The organism is Saccharothrix sp. NBAS 001 (assembly GCF_056640475.1).
Map to the genome: position 1 here is coordinate 5,675,001 of NZ_CM153251.1, position 24,069 is coordinate 5,699,069.

Below are 24,069 nucleotides of genomic sequence, written 5' to 3' on the forward strand. Positions count from 1 at the left end.
GATCTGCTGGGTGTTCGCGATCGTCTTGGCGGTGCACATCTTCCTGGTGGTGGCGGGTGCCAACGCCGGCAACGGGTTCGCGCAGATGATCGAGTCGTGGTCGGCGGGGGTGTCGTTGGGGCTGCGCGGGCTGTTCACGCCGGCGAGCGACGGCCTGCGGACGTTCCTGAACGACGGGCTCGCGGCGGTGCTGTGGCTGGTGATCGGCGCGGTGTTGACCAACCTGATCACCCGGGTGGCGCTGCCGGCGGGCGAACGGCGGGTCTGGTACCGCAGGACCGTCCGGTAGCGCTACCGAGGGTCACCACAAGATTCACTCGGGTGAGGAAAATTCGCCCCGGTGGCCAATTGTCGTACGCGCGCGTGGCGGCCAGGTTTGGCGGGTGGCCAGCGACTTGCAGAAGCGGAAGGGCGCCATCGTGTTCCGTGCGATGGACGCCGACGACGACGGTTTCCTGGAGCGGGCGGACTTCGAGGCGCTCACCGACCGCTGGGTCGCGATCCGCGGCGACAGCGGCGAGGCCCGGCTGCGCGAGTTGATGATGGGCTGGTGGGAGACGCTGCTCGCGGCGTCGGACGAGGACCGGGACGAGAAGGTCTCGTTCGACGAACTGCTGTCGGTCATCGACAACCTGGGCGCCATGCTGGACCTGGTGGTCGCCACGGCGGAGTCGATGTTCGAGGCGGTGGACGAAGACGGCGACGGCGAGATCTCGGCCGAGGAGTACAGCTGGATGATCCGCGCCTGGACGGGTGCGGAGACCTCGACCGAAGCCGTCTTCGCCCGCTTGGACGTCAACGGCGACGGGCACATCTCGAAGGGCGAGTTCGCCCGGCACTGGGTGGAGTTCTGGGCGGGTGACGACGAGGACGCGCCGGGTACGCACGTGTTCGGCGAGGTCTAGGACGGGTGCCGCGCGCGGACCTCGGGCGTGTCGTTCACGAGGTCCGGCGCGGTGGGCGGTCCGGGGGGCTCAGCCGACGCGTGTGCGCCTGGTGCCCCGGCGGTAGGTGCTGACCGCGGGCGAGTCGATCCAGAACCGCCACGGCACGTCCATGGCCACCGCCACGCCCACGCGGGGGCCGGTGCGGATGTCGGTGACCGGGTCGCCCGCGAACAGGCGCACGGTGGCGTCTTCGGCGGTGAGGTCGGTGCCGTTGTGCTCGCGGGCGAGGCCGAGGACGCCGGTGAACCGTGCGGGACCTTTGGCGAGTTCGGCGGTGCTGCGGGCGGTCGGGCGGCGCATCTGGGCGAGGTCTTCGCCTTCCACCACTTCGCCCGCGCGCAGCAGCACGGCGCCGGGTACGCCGTCGGTCGACGACACGACGTTGGCGCAGAAGTGCATCCCGTACACGAAGTAGACGTACAGGCGTCCGGCCGGCCCGAACATGACGTCGTTGCGCGGGGTGCGGCCCCGGTAGCAGTGGGACGCGGGGTCGTCGCCGCCCCGGTACGCCTCGACTTCCACGATCCGCACGCCCACGACGCCGTCCGGAGTGGTGCTCTGGACGACCGCGCCGAGCAGGAGCCGGGCCGCGTCCACGGGGTCGACGGCCAGCTCCTGCTCGGTGAGCTGTCTAACCACGGCGGGCCAGGCCGGCCTTGTCGCGCAGCCGCTTGAGCTGTTCGGCGACCCGGTCGGGCGCGGTGCCGCCGTACGCGTCGCGGGACGCGATGGACCCCTCGACGGTCAGCACGTCGCGCACGTCGGGGGTGAGGTGCGGCGAGATGGCGGCGAACTCGGCGTCGGTCAGCTCGGCGAGGCCGACGCCTCGGGTCTCGGCGGTCTGGACGCACGCGCCCGCGGCCTCGTGGGCGACCCGGAACGGCACGCCCTGGCGGACCAGCCACTCGGCGATGTCGGTGGCCAGGGTGAAGCCGGCGGGGGCGACCTCGGCCATCCGCGCGGTGTCGTAGCGCGTGGTGGCGATCATGCCGGTGATCGCGGGGAGCAGGAGTTCGAGCTGCTCGACGGAGTCGAACAGGGGTTCCTTGTCCTCTTGGAGGTCGCGGTTGTAGGCCAGCGGCTGGGCCTTGAGGGTGGCCAGCAGGCCGGTGAGGTTGCCGATGAGCCGGCCGGACTTGCCCCGGGTGAGTTCGGCGACGTCGGGGTTCTTCTTCTGGGGCATGATCGAGCTGCCGGTGGCCCACGCGTCGTCGAGCACCGCGAAGTGGAATTCGGCGGTGGTCCAGATGATCACCTCTTCGGCGATCCGGGACAGGTCGACGCCGATCATGGCCAGCACGAACGCGATCTCGGCGGCGAAGTCGCGGGAGGCGGTGCCGTCGATGGAGTTCTCCGCCGGGGCGTCGAAGCCGAGTTCGGCGGCGACGGCGGCCGGGTCGAGGCCGAGCGAGGAGCCGGCCAGGGCGCCGGAGCCGTACGGGGAGACGGCGGCGCGCTTGTCCCAGTCCTTGAGGCGCTCGACGTCGCGCAGCAGCGCCTGGCCGTGGGCCAGGAGGTGGTGGGCGAGCAGCACGGGCTGCGCGGACTGGAGGTGGGTGCGGCCGGGCATGACGGCGGTCGGGTGCGCCTCGGCTTGGCCGGCCAGGGCGTCCACGACGTCCAGGACGCCTTCGGCGACGCGGTGGGCGGCGTCGCGCAGCCACATCCGGAACAGCGTGGCGACCTGGTCGTTGCGGGACCGGCCGGCGCGGAGCTTGCCGCCGAGGTCGGGTCCGGCGCGTTCGATGAGGCCGCGTTCGAGCGCGGTGTGCACGTCCTCGTCGGCGAGGGTGGGGGTGAACGCCCCGGACTCGACGTCGGCTTGCAGGGCGTCCAGCGCCGCGAGCATCCGGTCCAGCTCGTCTGCGGTGAGCAGGCCCGCGCGGTTGAGCACGCGGGCGTGTGCACGGGAGCCCCTGATGTCGTAAGGCGCGAGTCGCCAATCGAAGTGCGTGGAAGCCGACAGGAGTGCCATGGCGTCCGCGGGTCCGCTGGCGAACCGCCCGCCCCAAAGTGAACTCACTAGCTCTGATCCCTCTTCGCTGCGATCTTGCTCGACGGGCCTCACAGCTGCACGAAGCCCTTGGCGACAGTCTGGTGCAACGGGTTGCCGCCGGGTTCGGCGGCCGGGCGGACGGCGTCGCGACCGCCGGGCAGGACGATCCGGATCTCGCCGGAGACGTGCCGCCGGGCGGTGTCGAGGACGCTGTCCAACGCCTGTTTGAGGGGCGAGAACCACTGCCCGTCGCGCACCAGTTCACCCCATTGCCGGCCGACCTGCCGCGTGAAGCGGGCGAGTTCGGGCTCCAGGGTGAGGTCTTCGAGTTCCCGGTGGGCCGCGGCGAGGGCGAGCGCGCCGGGTGCGTCGAGTCGTTCGCGGTGCCGGCCGCCGGCCCGGAGGTTGAGTTCCCGGACGGCCTGGCGGGCAGTCACCGTCTCGCCGTCGAGAGCGACCGGGACGCCTTGGTCGAACGTGACGACCAGTTCGTTGTCGTAGGGGTGGGCGGGTCGCGGGACGGGCGGCGCGGGGCGGGTGGTCGGCGCGCGGACTTCCAGGTGGGGTGCCAGCGCGTGGACGGCGAGCGCGAACCGGGGGTCCGCGCCGGCGACGGCGGTCGCGCCGAGGCGTTGCGCGACCCGCACGACGTGCTGGGCGATCAGCGGTTGGGACAGCGCGGGCACCAGGTCCGGGTGGGGTGTCGCGGCGCGCAGCGCGGGCAGGCCGTAGTGCTCGACGAACTCGTCGCGCGCGTCGATCACGACGACTTCGGCCGCGCCGGAGGCGAGGGCGTGCCGGCGGGTGGTCTCGGGGTCCTCGCCGCCTTGGCCGAGGTCGACGACGACGACGACCGCCGCCCCCTCCGCGATCCGGTCGGCGGGGCCGGCGAGGACGACCAGCTCAGTCACCGCCGTCCTCCTCGCCCGCGGCCAGGGCGCTCACCCGGGCGGCCAGTTCCGCGCCGGTCAGCGGTTCGCGGGCGACCACCAGGATGGTGTCGTCGCCCGCGATGGTGCCGACGACGTCGTGCAGCGCGGCCCGGTCCAGGGCGCTGGCCAGGAACGACGCCGCGCCGGGCGGGGTGCGCAGGACCGCGAGGTTGCCCGAGGAGTCGACCGAGACGAGCAGTTCGGTGAGCACCCGCACCAGCCGGGACGTGCCGCCCTGGACGCCGCGCACCGGGCTGCCGTCCTCGGGGATCACGTAGACCGGCGCGCCGCCGTCCGCGCCGCGCAGCTTGACCGCGCCGAGTTCGTCGAGGTCCCGGGACAGGGTGGCCTGGGTGACCTCGATGCCCTCGACGGCCAGCGTCTTGGCCAGCTCCGACTGGCTGCGGATGGCGCGTTGGCTGACCAGTTCGACGATGCGGGCCTGCCGCGCGGTGCGGGTCATCGTGACTGCTCCAGCAGCCACACCAGGAGGGCTTTCTGGGCGTGCAGGCGGTTCTCGGCCTCGTCCCAGACGGCGCTGTCGGGGCCGTCGAGGACCTCGTCGGTGATCTCCCAGCCCCGGTGCGCGGGCAGGCAGTGCAGGACGGTGGTCTTGACGCCGGTGGAGGCGACGAGGTCGGCGTTGACCTGGTAGGGCCGGAACGGGCCGACCCGGTCGCGGCCGTCGTTCTCCTGGCCCATGGAGGTCCACGTGTCGGTGACCAGCACGTGCGAGCCGTCGACGGCGGCGCGCGGGTCGGTGATCACCTCGATGCTGCCGCCGGTCTCGGCGGCGCGCTCGCGGGCGTCGTCGAGCACCCACGGCTGGGGCGCGAAGTTGGCCGGGGCGGCGATCCGGACGTGCATCCCGGCGGTGGTGCCGCCGAGCAGGATCGAGTTGGACATGTTGTTCGCGCCGTCGCCCAGGTAGGTGACGGTGAGGCCGGCGAGGGTGCCGTGCACGCGGCGGATGGTCTGGAGGTCGGCGAGCACCTGGCACGGGTGGAACTCGTCGGTCAGCGCGTTGATCACCGGGATGCGGGAGACCGACGCCATGGCCTCGATGCGCTTCTGGGCGAAGGTCCGCCACACCACGGCGTCGACGTAACCGGACAGGATCCGGGAGGTGTCCTCGATGGTCTCCTCGCGGCCGAGCTGCATGGAGCGGCCGTCTATGATCACCGGGTTGCCGCCCAGTTGGGCGATGCCGACCTCGAACGACAGCCGGGTGCGGGTGGAGTTCTTCTCGAAGATCACCGCGACGGACTTGGGGCCGGCGAGCGGTTTGGCGTCGAGCGGGTCGGCCTTGAGCCGGTCGGCGAGGTCGAGGACCTCGGTCTGCTCGGCGGGGCTCAGGTCGTCGTCGCGCAGGAAGTGCCGCACCATCAGGACTCCTCGGTCAGCAGCGACGGCAGGTCGGCGACCAGCCGGTGCGCGTCGGCCTCGTCCAGGATCAGCGGCGGGGCCAGCCGCAGCACGTCCGGCTGGACCGGGTTGACCAGGTAGCCGGCCCGTTGCGCGGCCGCCGCGGCCTTCGCCGAGACCGCCTCGCGCAGCGTGATGCCGAGCAGCAGGCCGGCTCCCCGCACCCCGGAGATCAGCGGGTGGCCCAGCGCCTCGACGCCGGCCACGATCTCCTTGCCCACGGCGGAGGCGTGCTCCAGCAGGCCGTCGGCGGCGATGGTGTCCAGCACCGCGAGGCCCGCCGCGCAGCACACCGCGTTGCCGCCGAACGTGGTCCCGTGGTGGCCGGGTCCGAACAGGTCCTTGGCCGGGCCGAACGCCAGGCAGGCGCCCAGCGGCAGGCCGCCGCCCAGGCCCTTGGCCAGGGTGACCACGTCGGGCACGATGCCGACCTGCTGGAAGCCGAACCAGGAGCCGAGCCGGCCGACGCCGGTCTGCACCTCGTCCAGCACCAGCAGCGCGCCGTGCCGGGCGGTGATCTCGCGGGCCGCCTGGAGGTAGCCCTCGGGCGGGACGACCACGCCCTGCTCGCCCTGGATCGGCTCGACGACGAACGCGGCGGTCTCGTCGTCGATCGCGGCCTCCAGCGCGGCGACGTCGCCGAACGGGATGTGCGAGACGCCGGGGACCAGCGGTTCGAACGGGGTGCGCTTGGGCGGCTGGCCGGTGAGCGTGAGCGCGCCCATCGTGCGGCCGTGGAAGCCGCCGTCGGTGGCCACGACCTTGGTGCGGCCGGTGCGCCGGCTGAGCTTGAACGCGGTCTCGTTGGCCTCCGCGCCGGAGTTGCAGAACAGCACCCGGCCGTCGCCGTCGACGCCGGCCAGGTCGAGCAGCCGCTCGGCGAGGTCGAGCGAGGGCCGGTTGATGTAGAGGTTCGAGGTGTGCGCGAGCGTGCCGATCTGGGCGGTGACCGCCGCGACGACCGCCGGGTGGGCGTGGCCCAGGGCGTTGACCGCGAGACCGGTGAGCAGGTCGAGGTAGCGGTTGCCGTCGGTGTCCCACACGTAGGCGCCCTCGCCGCGGACCAGGGTCAGGCCGGGGGTGCCGTAGTTGTCCATCATCGCGGCCTGCCACCGCTGCCGGTCGTTCATGACTCCCCCATCTGTTCGGTCACCATCGTTCCCACACCGTCGGAGGTGAAGACCTCCAGCAGCACCGAGTGCGCGAGCCGGCCGTCGATGACGTGCGCCTCGGGCACGCCGCCGCGCACCGCGCGCAGGCACGCCTCCATCTTCGGGACCATGCCGCTGTCCAGCCTCGGCAGCATCTCCGCCAGGTCGTCGGCACCGACGCGGTGCAGCAGCGACGACTTGTCCGGCCAGTCCGCGTACAGGCCCTCCACGTCGGTGAGGACCACGAGTTTCCGCGCGTTCAGCGCCACGGCGACCGCGCCGGCGGCGGTGTCGGCGTTGACGTTGTGCACGACGCCCGCCGCGTCGGGTGCGACCGTGGACACCACGGGGATGCGGCCGGCGCGCACGATGTCGAGCACGGCTTCCGGGTTCACCCGGACGATGTCGCCGACCAGGCCGAGGTCGACCTGTTCGCCGTCCACGACCGCGCCCCGGCGTTCGGCGGTGAGCAGGTGCGCGTCCTCGCCGGACAGGCCGACCGCGAACGGCCCGTGCTCGTTGATCAGGCCGACCAGTTCGCGCTGGACCTGGCCGACCAGGACCATCCGGACCACGTCCATCGCCTCGGGCGTGGTGACCCGCAGGCCGCCGCGGAACTCGCTGTGGATGCCCAGCTTGGTGAGCATGGCGGCGATCTGCGGGCCGCCGCCGTGCACCACGACCGGGTGCAGGCCGGCGAGCTTGAGGAACACCATGTCCTGCGCGAACGCCCGCTTGAGCCGGTCGTCCACCATCGCGTTGCCGCCGTACTTGACCACGACCGTCGCGCCCCGGAAGCGCTGCAACCACGGCAGCGCCTCGATCAGCACCTCGGCCTTGTCCTGCGCGCTGCGGCTCATGAGCTGTAGGCGCTGTTCTCTTCGACGTAGGCGTGCGACAGGTCGGTGGTGAGCACGGTGGCCTCGCCGGTGCCGAGGCCGAGCGTGACCACGATGGCGACGTCGCGGCCGGACAGGTCGGCTTCGCTGCGGTCGGCGGCCTTGTGGCCGTCCTCGAAGAGGGTCACGCCGTTGATGGCGATGCCGAGCTTGTGCTGGTCGACGGTGGCCTGCGCGCGGCCGACGGCCATCGCGACCCGGCCCCAGTTCGGGTCCGAGCCGAACAGGGCGGTCTTGACCAGGTTGTCCTCGGCGACGGTCTTGGCGATGGTGACCGCGTCCTGCTCGGACTCCGCGCCGGTGACCGTGATCGAGATCTCCTTGGTCACGCCCTCGGCGTCGCCCTGGAGCTGCTTGACCAGGTCGCCCGCGACGGCGGTGAGTAGCGCGGCGAAGTCCTCGGGGGTGGGCGCGAGGCCCGACGCGCCGGAGGCGAGCACCAGCACGGTGTCGTTGGTGGAGGTGCCGCCGTCGACGTCGAGCCGGTCGTAGGTGCGGGCGGTGGTGGCGCGCAGGGCCTGGTCGAGCGTGTCGCCGTCGATCACCGCGTCGGTGGTGATGACGCTGAGCATGGTGGCCATGTTCGGGGCGAGCATCCCCGCGCCCTTCACGAAACCGCCGACCGACCAGCCGTCCGGGTGCGCCGCCCACGACTGCTTGGGGTGGGTGTCGGTGGTCATCACGGCCGTCGCGGCGGCCAGCCCGGCGGCGTCGCCGGCGGCGAGTTCCGCGGCGGCGGCCTCCACGCCCGCCGTGAGCCTGCCCATCGGCAGGCGTTCGCCGATCAGGCCGGTCGAGCACACCGCGACCTCGACGGCACCCACACCGAGCACGGCGGCGACCTTCTCCGCGGTGGCGTGGGTGTCCCGGAAGCCCTCGGGGCCGGTGCACGCGTTCGCGCCGCCCGAGTTGAGCACCACGGCGGCGAGCCTGCGCTCCTTGAGCACCTGTTGCGACCACAGGACGGGCGCGGCCTTCACCTGGTTCGTGGTGAACACGCCGGCGGCGGCCCGACCGGGGCCCTCGTTCACGACCAGCGCCAGGTCGAGCGCGCCGGACTCCTTGATGCCGGCGGCGACGCCCGCGGCCTTGAAGCCCTTCGGTCCGGTCACACCGCGGTCGCGGGTGGGGCGCTGCGCGGGTGCGGGGCCGTTCTCGGTGGTCACGGGGCTACTCCAACAGTGGACAGGCCGGTGGTCTCCGGCAGGCCGAGTGCGAGGTTCATGCACTGCACCGCGGCGCCCGCGGTGCCCTTCGCCAGGTTGTCCACCGCGGCGACGACCACCAGGCGGTTCAGGTCGGCGTCGACGGTGACCTGGAGCTGCACGGCGTTCGAGCCGAGCACCGCGCCCGTGGTCGGCCAGTGGCCTTCCGGCAGCAGGTGCACGAACGGCTCGTCCGCGTACGCCTCCGCGTAGACGGCGCGGACGTCCACGTCGGAGGTCAGGGTGGCCGAGCAGGTGGCCAGGATGCCGCGCGGCAGCGGCGCGAGGACGGGCGTGAACGACACCTTCACGGGTCCGCCGGCGACGTGCGACAGGTTCTGGGTGATCTCGGGGGTGTGCCGGTGGGTGCCGCCGACGCCGTAGGCGCTCAGCGAGCCCATCACCTCGGAGCCGAGCAGGTTGGGCTTGAGGGACTTGCCCGCGCCGGACGTGCCGGACACCGCGACCACGGTCACCTCGGGTTCGACCAGGCCCATGGCGGGCGCGAGCGCGAGGGACGACACGGTCGGGTAGCAGCCGGGGACGGCGATCCGCTTCGCGGTCTTGAGGGCGTCGCGGTGGCCGGGGAGTTCGGGCAGGCCGTAGGGCCAGCTGCCGGCGTGCGTGCCGCCGTACCAGCGCTCCCAGGCGGCCGGGTCGGTGAGCCGGTGGTCGGCGCCGCAGTCGACCACGAGGGTGTCGTCGCCGAGTTGCGCGGCGATTTCGGCCGAGTGGCCGTGGGGCAGGGCGAGGAACACGACGTCGTGGCCCGCGAGCCGGTCGGCGGTGGTCTCGGCGAGGGTGCGGTCGGCGAGCGGGAGCAGGTGCGGCTGGTGGGCGAGCAGCGGGGTGCCCGCGTTGCCGCCGGCGGTCAGCGCGCCGATCTCGACCTCCGGGTGACCGAGCAGGAGGCGCAGCAGCTCCCCCCCGGCGTACCCGCTGGCTCCGGCGACCGCGATCCGTACCGTCATGCGGATAAGTATGCACGCTTGTGCATCGTCACTCAAACCGGTTTGTCGGGCAGGCCACACCCGCCGGGACGACGGGCGGGCCGTCGACAACGCGAAACAGAGGAGGGTTCACATGTTCCGCACCGGCATCGTAAGACGTGCGACGGCGCAGGTGTCGCCCTGACTCGACAGGCCCGAATTCGGTCGCCTGCGGCGTGGCCGCGCACCTAACGTGGCCGCCATGCCCCACGAGCCACGGAAGCGCACATGGCGCTGTTCACGCACCTGACACCGGAGAAGAACGCCCGCAGCGTCCGGCGGTCCGGGATCACCGGTCGGCACGTGTTCAGCGTGCCCTCCATGCTCCCCCACGACGTGTCGCACCAGTGGGTGCGCGAACTGCGGCGGTGGAGCGGACAACGGACGTACGTGGCCGTGGACTTCCGCGTCCCCGACAGCGAGACCGTGTCGTTCGGCCACTACGGGAGACCGCAACAGGAGATGACCGCCGCCCAGGCGATCGCGGCGTTCCGGGCGTTGGACGACGCGCGGGGGTACGAGGTGCTCCTGCGCCGCGCGGTGGCACGTGACGAGATCCGGCGCGTAAGGCACATCCGGCAGGGCGTGGGGTGGCGGTACCAGCCGGACGCGCACGGCCGCAGGCCCTGCGGGTGCCCGGCCTGCCTGCCCGTCGGGGCGTTCAAGGCCGCCGACTTCCGGGCCCGCTTCGGCGACCCGCCGCTGCCGAAGAAGAAGTCCGAGCTGATGGCACAGCTGGCCGCGGCGGAGGACGAGTTCGACCTCTGCTACGCCTTGCAGCGGCTGGGCTCGCGCAGCCGGGGCGGCGCGGCCGAGCTGGCGCACCTGCTGCACCACCCCGACCCCGAGGTGCGCGAGGTCCTCGCCCAGACGCTGACCAGCTACCGGGACGGGGCCGAACTGCTGCGCCGGCTGGCCGACGACCCCGACGAGCACGTGCGCGCGGCCAGTCGGGCCCGCCGGCGCTGATCACCCCGCGCCGACCACCGCGGTGGTGATCACCTCCGGACTGGCCGGGGTGAACCCGCCGCCGTCCCAGTCGCCGCGCCGGTCGGCCACCCGCAGGCCCGCCTCGGCCAGGAACGCGTCGAGCGCGTCGACGTCCAGGAACCGCAGCGTGCTCCGGCTCGCGTCGGACCAGCCCGGGGCGGCCCAGGACTGGGTGAACGTGACCAGGTCGCCCGCCACCTCGTGCACGTCGGTGGTCACCCGGACGGTCCGACCGCCCGCCTCGACGTCGACCGCGTGCTCCGGCGTCCACCGCTCCCAGGCGCGCGCGGCCGGGTTGCGGGTCTCGAACACGAACCGGCCGCCGGCGGCGAGCGCGGCGCGGACGGCGTGCAGCGCGGTGCGCACCTCGTCGTCGGTGACGTAGACCTGGAACGCGTGCCCGGTCATCACGACCAGGTCGAACTCCCGCTGCCACGAGGTGGTGGCGAGTTCGCCGCGCACCCACTCGACGTCCGTGCGCTTGCGGGCCTGGGCGAGCATCCCGTCTGCCGGGTCGAGGCCGCACAGGCGTCCGGTGTGGCCGGCGGCGCGGGCGAGGCGCAGCAGTTCGCCCGTGCCGCAGCCGACGTCGAGGACGGATCGGGCGGACATCACCAGCGGCAGGTAGAAGCCGAAGTCGCGGCGGCCCGCGCAGAACTCGTCGTAGAGCGCGGCCAGGGCGGGATCGGCGAACAGTCGGTCGACCATCCCCCGACCCTGGCAAACGACGACCGTGCGGGTCGAGCCGATTTCCGACCCGCACGGCGTACGCGAGGCCGCCCGGGTCACCCGCCGAAGCGGTCCAGGGCGCGGATCTTGTTGGTCACGTCCAGCGCGGCCACCTTGTACGCCTCGGACAGCGTCGGGTAGTTGAACACCGTGTCCACCAGGTAGTCGACCGTGCCGCCGCACGCCATCACGGCCTGTCCGATGTGGACCAGGTCGGTCGCCCCGGTGCCGAACAGGTGCACGCCCAGCAGCTTGCGGTCCACAGTGGACACCAGGAGCTTGAGCATCCCGTACGCGTCGCCGATGATCTGGCCGCGCGCCAGCTCGCGGTAACGCGCCAGACCGACCTCGTAAGGCACCGCCGAGGACGTCAGCTCGGCCTCGGTCGCGCCGCAGTAGGAGATCTCCGGGATGGTGTAGATGCCGATCGGCTGGAGCGCGGCCAGCTCCCGCGCCGCCTCGCCGAACGCGTGGTAGGCCGCGAGCCGGCCCTGGTCCATGGACGTGGCGGCCAGCGCGGGGAACCCGATCACGTCGCCGACCGCGTAGATGTGCTCCACGGGCGTGCGGTAGTGCTCGTCCACCGACAGCCGGCCCCGGTGGTCGGCGGTCAGGCCGGCCGCCGCCAGGTCCAGCTCCTCGGTCGAACCCTGCCGGCCCGCCGAGTACATCACCGCGGCGGCCGGGATCCGCTTGCCGCTGGCCAGCGTCGTCACCGTGCCGCTCTCGGAGACCTTGACGTCCACCACCTTCTCGCCGAAGCGGAACGTCACCGCCTGGTCGCGCAGGTGGAACTTCAGCGACTCGACGATCTCCGGGTCGCAGAACTCCAGCATCCGCTCGCGCTGCTCGACCACGGTCACCCGGCTGCCCAGGGCGGCGAACATCGAGGCGTACTCGATGCCGATCACGCCCGCGCCCACCACCACGAGCGAGGACGGGATCTCCTCCAGCGCCAGCACCTCGTCCGAGTCGAGCACCCGCTCCTCGTCGAAGTCGACCTGCGCCGGCCGGGCCGGCCGGGTGCCGGTGGCGATCACGATCTTGTCGGCGGTCACGGTCTGGTGCTCGCCGCGGTGCGCGCCCTGCACGGCCACGGTGTGCGGGTCGACGAACCGCGCGGTGCCGGTGAGCAGGTCGACCTGGTTGCGGTGCAGCTGCGCCCGCACCACCTGCACCTCGCGGCCGATCACGTGCTGGGTGCGGGCCAGCAGGTCGGAGATGGTGATGTCCTTCTTCACCCGGTAGTCCGCGCCGTACAGCTCGCGCTGGCTCATGCCGGTCAGGAACATCACGGCTTCCCGCAACGTCTTCGACGGGATGGTGCCGGTGTTCACGCACACCCCGCCGACCATGTCCGCCTTGTCCACGATGGCGACCCGCTTGCCGAGCTTCGCGCCCGCGATCGCCGCCTTCTGCCCTCCCGGGCCGGATCCGATGACGACCAGGTCGTAGTCGTACTCGCTCATGCCGGAAGCGTTTCACACCCGACCGGCCTACGGTGGTGCCGTGAACGGACTCGTGCCGGCGATCCGGCGGGAACTGGCCGACGCGGCGAACCCGGCCAAGGCGCCGGAGATGCAGCGGTACATGAAGTCGGAGATGCCGTTCCTCGGCGTGGCCAAGCCGCAACGCGCGAAACTCACCCGCGCGGTGTTCGCCGCGCACCCGCTCACCTCGCGCGAGCAGTGGCTGGAGTGCGTGCTGGAGCTGTGGCGGGAGGCCGCGCACCGCGAGGAGCGCTACGCCGCGCTCGACCTCGTCGGCCGCTACCCGCGGTGGCAGGACCCGACCGTGCTGCCGGTGTACGACGAGATGGTGGTGACCGGCGCGTGGTGGGACTACGTGGACGAGATCGCGTCACGGCGGGTCGGCCCCCTGCTGCGCGACCACCCCGACGAGGTGGAGCCGGTGGTGCGCGCGTGGTCGACCGACCCGGACCGGTGGCGGCGCCGGGTGTCGGTGATCTGCCAGCTCGGGGCGAAGGGCGACACGGACCTGGACCTGCTGCGCGACGCGATCGAGGCGAACCTCGCCGACCCGGACTTCTTCCTGCGCAAGGGCATCGGCTGGGCGCTGCGGCAGCACGCCCGGGTCGACCCGGGCTGGGTGCGGGCGTTCGTGGACGAGCACCCGGCGCTGTCCCCGCTGTCGCGCCGGGAAGCGCTCAAGCACCTGTGAACGCGGGCTAGCCGCGCGCCGCTCTGCCCGTGTAGGTGAGCGGGAAGACCGAGTCCTTGCACGCCGGGGGCACGTCCGGCGAGATCTGCACGACCATCTCCACCTCGACCGACCCGGCGGGCGGGATGGCCACCGGCTGCGGCATCGGCACGACCGTCAGCACCCCGGACGGGCAGTCCACGACCCGGTTGTGCGCGGCGTCCAACGGCTGGCCGGGCACCGCCTGGAGGGTCATCACCACGATGTCCACGCTGTTGGGGTTGGACAGCCGCACCAGGCGGGAACCCTCGCTGCCCGGCGTCAACTCGACCGGCGCACCGGAGATGTCGTTGATCTCGAACGGCTGGAGGTCGGCGACACCGGCCTCGCCGTTGCTGACCGCGTAGGCCATGGCGGGCAGTTCGGGCTCGGGCCAGGTCAGGTGCATGGCGGCCACCACGGCGGCCCCTACCCCCAGGATGGTCATCGCGACCGCGACTTCCATCCGTGGTCCCAAGCTACGCATGAGGCAACCTCGCTACGACTGCTGCATCAGGCGGTGGGTTCGCCGCTAGCTCCCCGTCGGACCGGCGACCAGACTCGCCCGGCGGTTCATCGCTTCGCCCCTCGGCCCCACGGGCCGCGAAGCCAATCTTGGAGAACGTTCAACCTCGGCGCAAGAACCAAGCAGGCCCGGAAAGACAGGTCCAAAGACCTCTTGACAGGTCACGCCGAGCACTCTGAACTGCACGTTCCCCGCAGGTCGGCCACCGAGAACTTCACTCGGCCGGACCAGTCCCGGGCCCGCACCAGTGCGGACCCGGGACTCTGCGTCAGGCTCTCAGCGCGGCGCCGAAGCGCTCGGCGGCCTCGGCCACGGCCGCGTCCCGCGCCGCCGCGGCCTCCTCGACGGTGAGCGTGCGGTCCGGCGCGCGGAAGCGCAGCGCGTAGGCCAGCGACCGCTTGCCCTCGCCGACCTGGTCCCCGGTGAACACGTCGAACAGCCGCAGGTCCTCCAGCAGCCCGCCGCCGCCGGTCCGCAGCGCCAGCGCCACCTCGGCGGCCGGCACCGACGCGTCCACCACGACCGCCACGTCCAGCAGGACCGGCGGGTAGGCGGACACGATCGGCGCGGGCCGGTGGTCGGTCAGCGGCAATGCGTCCAGGTCCAGCTCGAACGCGACCGCGCGCTTGGGCAGCCCGAGCGCGTCCACGACCTTCGGGTGCAGCTCGCCCGCGTGCCCGACCGGCCAGTCGCCCACCCGCAGCTCGGCGCACCGGCCGGGGTGCCACGGCGGCAGGTCCGACGCCACGACGGTCAGCTCCACGCCGTAGGCCGCGCCGACCAGCCGCGCGGCCTGCACCGCGTCCGCCCAGTCCGCCGCGCGGCCCTTGCCCCACCAGCCGGCCGGCTCGCGCTGGCCCACCAGGACGCCCGCCACGTGCACCGGCTGCTGCGGCAGCGCCGCGCCCAGCGACGCCACCACCTCGGCCGACGGCCGCTCGCCGATCCCGACCTCGGGCACCGGCACCGGCTGCGCGCGCGGCAGCGTCACCTGCGCGATCGTGTACAGCGCCACGTCCTTCGCGCCGCGCGCGAGGTTGCGCTGCACCGTCTCCAGCAGCCCCGGCACCAGCGTGGTGGCCAGCGCGTGCTTGTCCGACTCCAGCGGGTTGAGCACGCTCACCGTCCGGCGGCGCACGTCGTCCGCCGGCAGGCCGAGCGCGTCGAACACCGCCGGCGACAGGAACGGGAACGGCTTGACCTCGACGAACCCGTTCTCGGCGAGCGCACGCGACACCGTGCGGCGGCGTCGCTGCTGCTCGGTCAGCCCGCGCCCGGCGGGTGCGGGCGGCAGCGTGGACGGGATCGTGTCGTAGCCCTCCAGCCGCAGCACCTCCTCCACCAGGTCCGCGGGCTGGGTGAGGTCGGCGCGCCAGGTCGGCGGCACGGCGGTGACCAGGGTCCCGCCGTCGTCACCGGTCGTGACCTCCACCAGGCAGCCGATCTGGCCGAGCCGGCGGGCGGTGACGCCGCGCGCGTAGCGCACGCCGGCCACCCGGTCGGGCAGGTCGATCGGCATGGTCACCGGGGCCGGCAGCGCGGGCTTGCCCACGTCGGTGCGGCCGGGCTTGATGCTGCCCTCGGCGAACATGTGCAGCAGCCGCGCGGCGCGCTCCAGCGCGACCGGGGCCAGCGCCGGGTCCACGGTCCGCTCGAACCGCTTGGCCGCCTCGGAGGGCAGCTTGTGCCGCCGCACGGTCCGCGCGATCGACTTCGGGTCCCAGTTCGCGGCTTCCAGCAGGATGTCCGTGCTGGTGTCGCGGACCTCGGTGGACGCGCCGCCCATGACGCCGGCCAGCGAGATCACGCCGCTGTCGTCGGCGATCACGATGTCGTCGGGGTCCAGCGCGCGCACCGACTCGTCCAGCGTGGTCAGCTTCTCGCCCGCGGTCGCCCGCCGGACCACGAACCCGCCCCGGACCGAGGACGCGTCGAACGCGTGCAGCGGCTGGCCGAGTTCCAGCATCACGTAGTTGGTCACGTCGACCGGCAGCGAGATGGACCGGATGCCGGCGAGCATCAGCCGCCGGCGCATCCACCACGGCGTGGGCGCGGTCGGGTCGACCCCGGTCACCCGACGCGCCACGAACCGGGAACACCCGGTCGGGTCCTCGATGTGCACGGGCAGCACGTCACCCTCGCCCTCGGGCACCTCGGCCAGGCCGGGGTCGCCGAAGGGCACGTCGAACGCGCACGCGATCTCCCGCGCCAGGCCGCGCACCGAGAACGCGTAGCCCCGGTCCGGGGTGGGCGCGAGTTCGATCACCGTGTCGCCCAGGCCGAGCAGCTCCAGGGCGTCGTCGCCGGGCTGCGCGGTGCCGCTGGGCAGCACCAGGATGCCCGCGTGGTCCTCGCCCAGGCCCAGTTCGCGGGCCGAGCAGATCATGCCCTGGCTGACCCGGCCGTAGGTCTTGCGCTCGGCGATCGCGAAGTCGCCGGGCAGCACCGCGCCGGGCAGCGCCACCACGACGGTGTCGCCCTCGACGAAGTTGCGCGCGCCGCAGATGATGTTGTTGACCTGGTCGGGGCCCACCTCGACCCGGCAGTACCGGATCGGCTTCTTGAACTCGGTCAGCTCCTCGACCTCGACCACGCGGCCCGCGACGAGCGGTCCGGTGACGGGGCCGAGCGTGTGGACGTCCTCCACCTCCAGGCCGATCCGCACGAACGCCTCGGCGATCGCCTCGGGCGTCGGCAGCTCGGGGAATTCGAGGTGCTCGACCAGCCAGGTAACCGGGATACGCACCGGTCATGCCTCCGTTCCGAATGGCTGGGTGAAGCGGACATCGCCTTCGACCATGTCGCGCATGTCGGGCAGGCCGTTGCGGAACTGGAGGGTGCGCTCCAGGCCCATGCCGAACGCGAACCCGGAGTACACCTCCGGGTCGACCCCGCAGTTGCGCAGCACGTTCGGGTTGACCATGCCGCAGCCGCCCCACTCGACCCAGCCCGCGCCGCCCTTCTTCTCCGGGAACCACACGTCCACCTCGGCGGACGGCTCGGTGAACGGGAAGAAGCTGGGCCGCAGCCTGGTCCGGGAGTCCTCGCCGAACATGGCCCGCGCGAACGCGTCGAGCGTGCCCTTCAGGTGGCCCATGGTCAGGCCCTTGTCCACGGCCAGGCCCTCGACCTGGTGGAACACCGGCGTGTGCGTGGCGTCCAGCTCGTCGGTGCGGAACGTGCGGCCGGGGCACACCACGTACACGGGCAGCTCGCGCTCCAGCAGCGTGCGCGCCTGCACGGGGCTCGTGTGGGTGCGCAGCACCAGGCCGGAGCCCTCGGGGGCCACGTAGAACGTGTCCTGCATGGTCCGCGCGGGGTGGTCCTTGCCGAAGTTCAGGGCGTCGAAGTTGAACCACTCGACCTCCAGCTCCGGGCCCTCGGCGACCTCGTAGCCCATGGCCACGAAGACGTCCCCGATGCGCTCGGCGAGCGTGGAGATGGGGTGGCGCGCGCCGCGCGGGACCCGGTCCCACGGCAGCGTGACGTCGACGGACTCCTCGCGGAGCACGTGCTCGTCGCGTTCGGCCTGGAGCACGGCGCGGCGCTCCTCGAACGCGAGCTTGACCGCGTTCTGCGCCTCGTTCACCCGCTTGCCCGCGTCGGCCTTCGCCGCCGGCGGCAGCGCGCCGATCTCGCGGCGGGCCAGCAGGACGGGGGCGCGGTCACCCAGGTGGCTCGGCTTGACCGCGGCCAGCCCGTCGAGGTCGGCCGCCTTCGCGAACGCCTCCCGGGCCCGCTCCACCGCCGTGTCGAGCGCCTCCGGTGAGAGCGCCGCGACCTGCTTGGGGTCGTACGGGTCGTTGGCTCCGGACATGGTTGGTGGACAGCTCCCGTCGCGTGCCGTGTGAAAGCCACTCCGTCTTGGTCACGGAGCGGCGGGTCGATCCTAGGTGATCGGGCCGGGAGGGGGCCCACCGCGGCCGTGACTGACCCGTTACCCGTGACCCACCGTGAGGTCGGTCTCCGCCGGACCGGCCGCGCCGACCACCCGCCATCGGCGTTCCCGCTGGTCAGAGGCCCGGTCTCGACAGAGTGTCGGTGGGTGCCGGCACAGTGGGTGCCACGAGCCGCCGACCCGGCGGGCGAACCGCCGAAAACCGGGTCCGCCGCCGTCTGCGCGCACCTAGAATCGACCGTCCTACGTGACCTGACCCGAGGTGAATTCCACTCCAATGGCACACACCTTCGGTGTCGACCTGCGCGGGATCATCGATCTGCTCAGCCACCACCTCTACAGCAGCCCACGCGTGTACGCGCGAGAGCTGCTGCAGAACGCGGTGGACGCGATCACCGCACGCCGCGCGCTCCACCCGGACGCGCCCGGCGAGGTGGTGATCGAGCCGATCGACTCCGGCACGGGCGGCACCCTGCGCATCACCGACACCGGCATCGGCCTGACCGAGCGCGAGGTGCACGACCTGCTGTCCACACTGGGCCGCACCTCCAAGCGCGACGAACTGGGGTTCGCCCGCCAGGGCTTCCTCGGCCAGTTCGGCGTGGGCCTGCTCTCGGCCTTCCTGGTCGCCGAGCGGATCCGACTCGTGTCGCGCTCCGCGACGGGCGGGCCGGCCGTACGCTGGACCGCCGACGCGGCCGGCAACTACGAGGTGGAGACCCTCGACGAGGACCTGCCCGTGGGCACGACCATCGAACTGGTGCCGCACCGCGACTCCGAGCACTGGCTGGAGCGCGAGGTCGTGCGCGCGCTGGTCACCGAGTACGGCGAACTGCTGCCCTACCGGGTGACCGTGGCGGGCGAGGTGGTGACCAGCGAGGCGCTGCCGTGGCTGGACGACGCGCTCGGCTACGGCGCGCGCGTGCTGGGCGTGCAGCCGTTCGACGCGATCCCGGTCGAGGTGCCGACCGTGGGCCTGACGGGTGTCGCGTACGTGCTGCCGCGCGGCGTGCACCCCGGCGCGCGGCAGTCGCACCGGGTCTACCTCAAGCGGATGCTCGTGGGTGACTCGATCGAGGGGTTGCTGCCGGAGTGGGCGTACTTCGTCCGCTGCGTGGTCGACTCGTCGTCGCTGCGGCCGACCGCCAGCCGCGAGTCGCTCTACCAGGACGAGACGCTGCTCGCGGTGCGCGAGGAGCTGGGCCGGCAGGTGCGCGACTGGCTGGTCCGGCTGGACGCGACCGACCCGGACCGCACCGCCGCCCTGCTCGACGCGCACCACCTGGGCATCAAGTCGCTGGCCCGGGTGGACGACGAGATGTTCCGGCTGGTCGAGCGGTGGCTGCCGTTCGAGACCACCGACGGCGCCCAGTCGCTGCGCCAGTTCAAGCGCAAGCACGGCACGGTCGCGTTCGTGCCGGACGTGGACGAGTTCCGCCAGCTCGCGCCGGTCGCGCACGCGCAGGGCATGGGCCTGCTGAACGCGGGCTACGCCTACGACGTGGAGATCCTCGACCGGCTGGTCGCGCTGGACGGCCCGGCGGCGGCCCGGCGGGTCGCGCCGAACGAGGTGCTGGCCGCCCTCGGCGACCCGGAGCCGGAGGTGGAGCGGGCCCTGCGGGACCGGCTGGCGCTGGCCAAGGACGTGCTGGAGCGGCACGACTGCGAGGCCGTGCCGCGCGACTTCGACCCCGGTTCGCTGCCCGCGCTGCTGGTCACGAACGTGGAGGGCGAGCGCAAGCGGGACGTGGAGCAGGTGGGCGAGCAGGCCGACCCGCTGTGGGCGGAGCTGCTGGGCAGCCTGGTGTCGGCCGAGTCCGACGCGTCCCAGCGGCTGGTGCTCAACTGCCGCAACCCGCTGGTGCGGCGGCTGGCCGGGCTCAACGACTCGGCCCTGGTGGAGCTGACGGTGGAGTCGCTCTACGTGCACGCCCTGCTCCAGGCGCGGCGGCCGATGCGCCCCAAGGACACCGCCGCGCTCAACCGCTCGTTCCTGGAACTGCTGGACCGCGCCGTCGGAGGCCACTCGTGAGTGAAGAGAAGAACGCCGCCGAGCAGCAGTTCGTCGAGGCGTACCACCTGCCCGAGGGCATGCCCCGGCACGAGGCGCTGGAGCGCGCCGCGCGGGCCGCCGACGCCGTGGACCACCTGCCGCTGGCGGTGAGCTGCCGGATCGCGCTGCTGCGCTCCGCCTACGACCTGGGCCGCTACGACCTGATGCTGGCCCCGTTCGCGTGGTGCGGCGCGGCCGAGAAGCGCGACCCGACCGCGTTCGACGAGTGGGAGACGCACAGCTACGACTGGGCGCACAAGTGGATCGTCAGTGGGCTGATCGCCGACCCGAGGTTCTCGCTGGCCCAGATCGAGTCGTTCGTGGACCAGCTCACCACCCGCTACCAGCAGCACGGCTTCTCCATGCAGCCGGTGCACGGGGCGCGCGCCGACCTCGCCGAGCACGTCGGCGACGAGGAGGCCTACCGCGAGCACTTCGCCCGGTACCTGGCGATGGACCGGGGCCCGATGAGCGACTGCGAGGCGTGCGTGGTCGAGGAGCAGGCCGGCCACCTGATCCGGCAGGGCCGCTTCGCCGAGGCGGTCGCGCACGCCGAGCACCAGTTGGACAAGGACACCGGCTGCGCGACCCAGCCGCAGGGCATCCTGACCACGCTGGCACCCGCGTTCGTGACGCTGGGCGAGCTGGAGCGGGCCCGGCAGGCGCACACCGTGGCGTACCGGCTGGTCCGCGACGACCGGTACGGCGGCTACCTGGACGACCACCTGGTGTTCTGCGCGACGTCGGGGAACGTGCAGCGCGGCGTGGAACTGCTCCAGCGGCAGCTGCACCGGGTGCACCACGCCCCGTCGCCGTCGCAGGCGATGCACTTCGCGGCGGGCGGCGCGGTGCTGCTCGGCCGGGTGACCGCGCCGGTCGAGTTCGCGGTGCCCAAGGACGGCCAGGTCGAGGTGCTGGGCGCGCCGGAGCTGCGCGCGCTGCTGGAAGAGCGGGCGCTGTCCATCGCGGCCCGGTTCGACGAGCGCAACGGCACCGACGCGGTGAGCCGGCGGATCAAGGCGAAGCTGGCGCTGGAGGACACCGCGCACGTGCCGCTGGCCGTGCCGGTGCCGACCGCGCCCGAGCCCGAGCCGGCGGAGGAGCCGCTGGTCGCGGCCGACCCGGTCGAGCTGGCCCGTGAGCTGGCCGGCGCGTTCGACCGGGGCGACTTCATCACCGGCATCCGGCTGCTCCGGTCGCTGCCCGCCGACCTGGACCCGCTGCTGCCCGAGGGCTTGGCGGCGGTCGTGGCGGCGCGGCGCGCCCTGGTCGGCCGGGAGTCGCGGGAGCCGGCCGGGGTGCGCGCGGAGCTGGACGCCGCCGTCGAGCGGCTGGCCGCCGCGGGCGAGGCCGACCTGGCCAACCGCTACCGGTGCCGGGGCGCGGTGCTGCTCGCCGAGGACGAGGGCCCGGAGGCCGGCGCGCTGGTGGCGCGCGAGTGCGTCGCCGAGGCCGACCGCGCGGGCACCGCGCACACCCGCGTGCTGGCCCGGCTGCTGCTGGCCGACCTGCTGGCCGACGCGGACGAGTTCGACGAGCAGGGCGAGCTGGTGGCCGCCGCGCTGGCGCTGGCCGAGGCCGAACTGCCGGACCTGGTGGCGCGGGCGCGCTGCGACCTGGCCCAGCACCGGGCCACGATCGGCGAGCTGGACGAGGCGACCGCGCTGGTCGACGGCGTGCTCGCGGGCGGGCCGTCGCCGTCGGTGCGGTTCGACGCGCTGCGGCTGCGGCTGAAGATCGAGACGGTCCGCGGCGACACCGCGGCGCTGGCGACCGCGACGGAGTTCGTCACGTCGTTCAGCTCGCCGCGCGGGCCGTGGACGGCCGAGACGCACCGGCAGCGGGTGGCGTCGATCGAGCGGCTCGGCGTCGAGGAGCAGCACCTGGAGGAGCTGCGCCTGGCGATCGCGGTCGGCCACGAGCTGGGCGTGCCCGAGGACGTGGCCAAGGCGTGCCACGCGCTGTCGGGCGGCTACCTCAAGTCGAACCGGTTCGTGGAGGCCGCCGAGGCGCTGGAGGAAGCGGTTCGCGTCATCGAGGGCCACGACGTGTCCTACGACTTCGTGGTGCCGGTGCGCTACCGGCTGGCGCAGACGTGCTCGCGGCTCGACGAGAACGAGGCGGCCCGCCGGCACCTGGAGGTGGCGCTGCCGCTGGTCCCGGCCGACGAGCCGTGGCGGCGGGCGCTGGTGCTCGACGTGCTGGGCGGCGTGCTTCGCCGGCTGGACGAGCCGCAGGAGGGCGCCCGCGCGTACGCCGACGCGGCCCGCGCGTGGCAGGAGGTGCCGGACGAGGCCGAGGCCGCCGGGTCGTGGGTCGAGTCGGCGGCGGCGCTGCCGAAGGAGGAGCACGCGGCGACGGTCGAGGCGCTGGAGGCGGCCGAGGTGCTGGTGCCGGCCGTGGAGGACGAGGACCACCGGACGCACCTGGCCGCGCGGATCGCCGCGATCCGGGCGTTCCTGCGCTACCAGGCCGGTGAGCACGCGGCGGCGGTGGAGCGCAACGGCGTGGCCGAGGAGCTGGCGGCCCGGCTCGGGGACGTCGACTGGCAGACGTTCCTGGCCCAGCGCGGCGCGCGGTTCCTGCTGGAGTCCGGCGACCCCGGCAACGCCGAGGCGGAGGCCCGTCGGGCGGCCGCGCTGATCAACGACGAGACGCCGCCGCAGATCGTCGGCGACACGGCGAACGTGCTGGAGGAGGCCCTGCGGGCCCAGGACAAGCCGACCGCCGACCCGGTCCTGCGCGGCCTGACCGCGCGCCTGGACGACTGACCGGACCCCCGGTGGCCCGCCTCGACCGGGCGGGTCACCGGGGTTCGGGCGGTGGGCCGGTCGCAGCGCCGGTCAGCGGGTGGCGCGCTGGGCGCGGGCCGAGGCGTAGAGGCAGACCGCGGCGGCGGTGGCCAGGTTGAGGCTCTCCGCGCCGCCGTAGATCGGGACCTTCAGGGACGTGTCCAGGGAGGCGACGACGTCGTCCGGCAGGCCGTGCGCCTCGCTGCCGAACACCCACGCCGTCGGGCGCTCCAGGTCTCCGCGCAGGTCGGCCGTGACCAGGTCCTCGTCGGCGTAGCCGTCCGCCGCGACCAGGCGCAGCCCGGCCTCGCGGCAGGCCGCGAACACCTCGTCCGCCGACCGCGAGCGCGAGATCGGCAGGTGGAACACACTGCCGGTGGAGGCGCGCACGCACTTGCCGTTGTGCGGGTCGACCGTGTCGCCCGCGAACACCACGGCGTCGGCACCGGCCGCGTCGGCGACCCGGACGACCGTGCCCGCGTTGCCGGGGTCGGCCACCCCGTGCAGGACCGCCACGAGGCGCGCGCCGGCCAGCGACAGCGGCACCTCGACCAGGTCGCACACCGCGACGATGCCTTGCGGCGTCACGGTCTCCGACAGGGCCGCGCCGGCCTTGTCGGTCACCGCGCTCACCGGCACGCCGGCGTCCACCGCCGCGCGCACCAGCTCCGGGTTGCGGTCGGCGGCGACCTCGGTGACGAACAGCTCGTGCAGCCGTCCCCGGCCGGCGGCGGACCAGGACAGTGCTTCGCGCACCGCCTGCGCGCCTTCGGCGAGGAAGCGGCCGGCCCGGTCGCGGCCGGGGCGGCGGGTCAGGCGCCGAGCGGCAACGACCCGAGGAGTCCGTTCGGTGAACGGAGCGTCCTCGGGTCGTGGTGCGACGCTCAGGCCGGGTCCTCGACGGGCGCGTTCACGTCGGCGGGCAGCGCGGCCTTCGCCAGCTCGACCAGCGCGGCGAACGCGCCCGGGTCGCTGACGGCCAGCTCGGCCAGGATCTTGCGGTCGACCTCGATCTCGGCGAGGCGGAGACCCTGGATGAAGCGGTTGTAGGTCATGCCGTTGGCGCGGACACCGGCGTTGATGCGCTGGATCCACAGCTTCCGGAAGTCGCCCTTGCGCGCGCGGCGGTCGCGGTACGCGTAGTTGAGCGAGTGGAGCACCTGCTCCTTGGCCTTGCGGTACAGCCTCGAACGCTGACCGCGGTAGCCGCTGGCCAGCTCAAGGGTGGTACGGCGCTTCTTCTGGGCGTTCACTGCCCTTTTGACGCGTGCCACGGGTCCATCCTGTCGATCTCGTGGGGCCGGTCAGGGCCCCGGGTGTTCACGGGGGGAGTGAAGG

The 24,069-nt window shown here is 73.3% G+C and carries 22 protein-coding genes (1 of these 22 cut by a window edge); 6 read left to right on the top strand and 16 right to left on the bottom strand.

Annotated elements, in window-relative coordinates:
- Together AC0HI0_RS23750 and AC0HI0_RS23755 are read left to right on the top strand one after the other, a co-directional pair.
- Nucleotides 1-289: the 3' portion of a hypothetical protein gene (locus AC0HI0_RS23750; protein WP_480925703.1), read on the top strand. Its footprint begins 110 nt before the window's first position; only the last 289 of its 399 coding nucleotides appear in the window; its start codon lies beyond the left edge, outside the window; its stop codon occupies nt 287-289.
- Between the two features lie 94 nt (nt 290-383).
- The gene (locus tag AC0HI0_RS23755; RefSeq protein ID WP_480925704.1) at nt 384-905 is read left to right on the top strand and encodes an EF-hand domain-containing protein; all 522 of its coding nucleotides are present in this window, start codon (nt 384-386) and stop codon (nt 903-905) included.
- Between the two features lie 69 nt (nt 906-974).
- On the opposite strand, the gene AC0HI0_RS23760 is transcribed toward AC0HI0_RS23755, so the two are convergent.
- The 9 genes from AC0HI0_RS23760 to argC all read right to left on the bottom strand — a co-directional run bounded on the left by AC0HI0_RS23760 (nt 975) and on the right by argC (nt 9,526).
- Nucleotides 975-1,586, bottom strand: a complete 612-nt coding sequence (locus AC0HI0_RS23760) for a DNA-3-methyladenine glycosylase (protein WP_480925705.1) — start codon at nt 1,584-1,586, stop codon at nt 975-977.
- Nucleotides 1,579-2,922, bottom strand: coding sequence for an argininosuccinate lyase (argH, locus tag AC0HI0_RS23765; protein ID WP_480925706.1), 1,344 nt, complete (start codon nt 2,920-2,922; stop codon nt 1,579-1,581). Before argH ends, AC0HI0_RS23760 begins: the two co-directional genes overlap by 8 nt.
- A gap of 89 nt (nt 2,923-3,011) precedes the next feature.
- Nucleotides 3,012-3,854, bottom strand: a complete 843-nt coding sequence (locus tag AC0HI0_RS23770; RefSeq protein ID WP_480925707.1) for an argininosuccinate synthase domain-containing protein — start codon at nt 3,852-3,854, stop codon at nt 3,012-3,014.
- Complete coding sequence (locus AC0HI0_RS23775; RefSeq protein ID WP_480925708.1) at nt 3,847-4,338, bottom strand: arginine repressor; 492 nt, start codon at nt 4,336-4,338, stop codon at nt 3,847-3,849. Before AC0HI0_RS23775 ends, AC0HI0_RS23770 begins: the two co-directional genes overlap by 8 nt.
- On the bottom strand, nt 4,335-5,261 hold the full coding sequence (gene argF / locus AC0HI0_RS23780; protein WP_480925709.1) for an ornithine carbamoyltransferase: 927 nt from the start codon (nt 5,259-5,261) through the stop codon (nt 4,335-4,337). The genes AC0HI0_RS23775 and argF overlap by 4 nt, the downstream gene beginning before the upstream one ends.
- Entirely contained in the window at nt 5,261-6,430 is a 1,170-nt protein-coding gene (locus tag AC0HI0_RS23785; protein ID WP_480925710.1) for an acetylornithine transaminase, read from the bottom strand. The genes argF and AC0HI0_RS23785 overlap by 1 nt, the downstream gene beginning before the upstream one ends.
- Complete coding sequence (argB, locus tag AC0HI0_RS23790; protein ID WP_480925711.1) at nt 6,427-7,311, bottom strand: acetylglutamate kinase; 885 nt, start codon at nt 7,309-7,311, stop codon at nt 6,427-6,429. Before argB ends, AC0HI0_RS23785 begins: the two co-directional genes overlap by 4 nt.
- Nucleotides 7,308-8,516, bottom strand: a complete 1,209-nt coding sequence (argJ, locus tag AC0HI0_RS23795; protein WP_480925712.1) for a bifunctional glutamate N-acetyltransferase/amino-acid acetyltransferase ArgJ — start codon at nt 8,514-8,516, stop codon at nt 7,308-7,310. Before argJ ends, argB begins: the two co-directional genes overlap by 4 nt.
- On the bottom strand, nt 8,513-9,526 hold the full coding sequence (gene argC, locus AC0HI0_RS23800; RefSeq protein ID WP_480925713.1) for an N-acetyl-gamma-glutamyl-phosphate reductase: 1,014 nt from the start codon (nt 9,524-9,526) through the stop codon (nt 8,513-8,515). The genes argJ and argC overlap by 4 nt, the downstream gene beginning before the upstream one ends.
- 246 nt (nt 9,527-9,772) lie before the next feature.
- Here argC and AC0HI0_RS23805 point away from each other — a divergent pair, with 246 nt between their 5' ends.
- Complete coding sequence (locus tag AC0HI0_RS23805; protein ID WP_480925714.1) at nt 9,773-10,513, top strand: HEAT repeat domain-containing protein; 741 nt, start codon at nt 9,773-9,775, stop codon at nt 10,511-10,513.
- Here the strand turns inward: AC0HI0_RS23805 and AC0HI0_RS23810 are convergent, their stop codons facing one another.
- Together AC0HI0_RS23810 and sthA are read right to left on the bottom strand one after the other, a co-directional pair.
- Nucleotides 10,514-11,242: a class I SAM-dependent methyltransferase gene (locus AC0HI0_RS23810; protein ID WP_480925715.1), complete on the bottom strand. Its 729-nt coding sequence runs from the start codon at nt 11,240-11,242 to the stop codon at nt 10,514-10,516.
- A 77-nt stretch (nt 11,243-11,319) separates the two neighbouring features.
- Nucleotides 11,320-12,732: a Si-specific NAD(P)(+) transhydrogenase gene (sthA, locus tag AC0HI0_RS23815; protein WP_480925716.1), complete on the bottom strand. Its 1,413-nt coding sequence runs from the start codon at nt 12,730-12,732 to the stop codon at nt 11,320-11,322.
- On the opposite strand from sthA, the gene AC0HI0_RS23820 reads away from it, so the two are divergent.
- Nucleotides 12,731-13,444, top strand: coding sequence for a DNA alkylation repair protein (locus AC0HI0_RS23820; RefSeq protein ID WP_480925717.1), 714 nt, complete (start codon nt 12,731-12,733; stop codon nt 13,442-13,444). The genes sthA and AC0HI0_RS23820 overlap by 2 nt on opposite strands.
- 7 nt (nt 13,445-13,451) lie before the next feature.
- Here the strand turns inward: AC0HI0_RS23820 and AC0HI0_RS23825 are convergent, their stop codons facing one another.
- The 3 genes from AC0HI0_RS23825 to pheS form a co-directional block, all read right to left on the bottom strand.
- Nucleotides 13,452-13,928, bottom strand: coding sequence for a hypothetical protein (locus AC0HI0_RS23825; RefSeq protein ID WP_480925718.1), 477 nt, complete (start codon nt 13,926-13,928; stop codon nt 13,452-13,454).
- A 328-nt stretch (nt 13,929-14,256) separates the two neighbouring features.
- Nucleotides 14,257-16,734: a phenylalanine--tRNA ligase subunit beta gene (gene pheT / locus AC0HI0_RS23830; protein WP_480925719.1), complete on the bottom strand. Its 2,478-nt coding sequence runs from the start codon at nt 16,732-16,734 to the stop codon at nt 14,257-14,259.
- Nucleotides 16,735-16,737: 3 nt separating this feature from the next.
- Complete coding sequence (gene pheS / locus AC0HI0_RS23835) at nt 16,738-17,805, bottom strand: phenylalanine--tRNA ligase subunit alpha (protein ID WP_480925720.1); 1,068 nt, start codon at nt 17,803-17,805, stop codon at nt 16,738-16,740.
- Nucleotides 17,806-18,163: 358 nt separating this feature from the next.
- On the opposite strand from pheS, the gene AC0HI0_RS23840 reads away from it, so the two are divergent.
- Nucleotides 18,164-19,918, top strand: a complete 1,755-nt coding sequence (locus tag AC0HI0_RS23840) for an HSP90 family protein (RefSeq protein ID WP_480925721.1) — start codon at nt 18,164-18,166, stop codon at nt 19,916-19,918.
- Nucleotides 19,915-22,710 (top strand): hypothetical protein, encoded by a 2,796-nt coding sequence (locus AC0HI0_RS23845; protein ID WP_480925722.1) that lies wholly within the window; start codon nt 19,915-19,917, stop codon nt 22,708-22,710. The genes AC0HI0_RS23840 and AC0HI0_RS23845 overlap by 4 nt, the downstream gene beginning before the upstream one ends.
- Before the next feature lie 72 nt (nt 22,711-22,782).
- Here AC0HI0_RS23845 and AC0HI0_RS23850 read toward each other — a convergent pair whose 3' ends face one another.
- Both AC0HI0_RS23850 and rplT read right to left on the bottom strand, forming a co-directional pair.
- Nucleotides 22,783-23,619: a TrmH family RNA methyltransferase gene (locus tag AC0HI0_RS23850; protein ID WP_480934370.1), complete on the bottom strand. Its 837-nt coding sequence runs from the start codon at nt 23,617-23,619 to the stop codon at nt 22,783-22,785.
- The gene (gene rplT, locus AC0HI0_RS23855) at nt 23,616-24,005 is read right to left on the bottom strand and encodes a 50S ribosomal protein L20 (RefSeq protein ID WP_480925723.1); all 390 of its coding nucleotides are present in this window, start codon (nt 24,003-24,005) and stop codon (nt 23,616-23,618) included. Before rplT ends, AC0HI0_RS23850 begins: the two co-directional genes overlap by 4 nt.
- Between the last annotated feature and the right edge of the window lie 64 nt (nt 24,006-24,069).

Bases quoted from the DNA above. Each gene is read 5' to 3' on its own strand.
- argH (WP_480925706.1), bottom strand. From the start codon at position 2,922: ATGGCACTCCTGTCGGCTTCCACGCACTTCGATTGGCGACTCGCGCCT.
- AC0HI0_RS23785 (WP_480925710.1), bottom strand. From the start codon at position 6,430: ATGAACGACCGGCAGCGGTGGCAGGCCGCGATGATGGACAACTACGGC.
- argF (WP_480925709.1), bottom strand. From the start codon at position 5,261: ATGGTGCGGCACTTCCTGCGCGACGACGACCTGAGCCCCGCCGAGCAG.
- argB (WP_480925711.1), bottom strand. From the start codon at position 7,311: ATGAGCCGCAGCGCGCAGGACAAGGCCGAGGTGCTGATCGAGGCGCTG.
- pheS (WP_480925720.1), bottom strand. From the start codon at position 17,805: ATGTCCGGAGCCAACGACCCGTACGACCCCAAGCAGGTCGCGGCGCTC.
- AC0HI0_RS23825 (WP_480925718.1), bottom strand. From the start codon at position 13,928: ATGGAAGTCGCGGTCGCGATGACCATCCTGGGGGTAGGGGCCGCCGTG.
- AC0HI0_RS23820 (WP_480925717.1), top strand. From the start codon at position 12,731: ATGCCGGAAGCGTTTCACACCCGACCGGCCTACGGTGGTGCCGTGAAC.
- AC0HI0_RS23805 (WP_480925714.1), top strand. From the start codon at position 9,773: ATGGCGCTGTTCACGCACCTGACACCGGAGAAGAACGCCCGCAGCGTC.
- AC0HI0_RS23810 (WP_480925715.1), bottom strand. From the start codon at position 11,242: ATGGTCGACCGACTGTTCGCCGATCCCGCCCTGGCCGCGCTCTACGAC.
- argC (WP_480925713.1), bottom strand. From the start codon at position 9,526: ATGACGGTACGGATCGCGGTCGCCGGAGCCAGCGGGTACGCCGGGGGG.
- AC0HI0_RS23840 (WP_480925721.1), top strand. From the start codon at position 18,164: ATGGCACACACCTTCGGTGTCGACCTGCGCGGGATCATCGATCTGCTC.
- AC0HI0_RS23775 (WP_480925708.1), bottom strand. From the start codon at position 4,338: ATGACCCGCACCGCGCGGCAGGCCCGCATCGTCGAACTGGTCAGCCAA.
- sthA (WP_480925716.1), bottom strand. From the start codon at position 12,732: ATGAGCGAGTACGACTACGACCTGGTCGTCATCGGATCCGGCCCGGGA.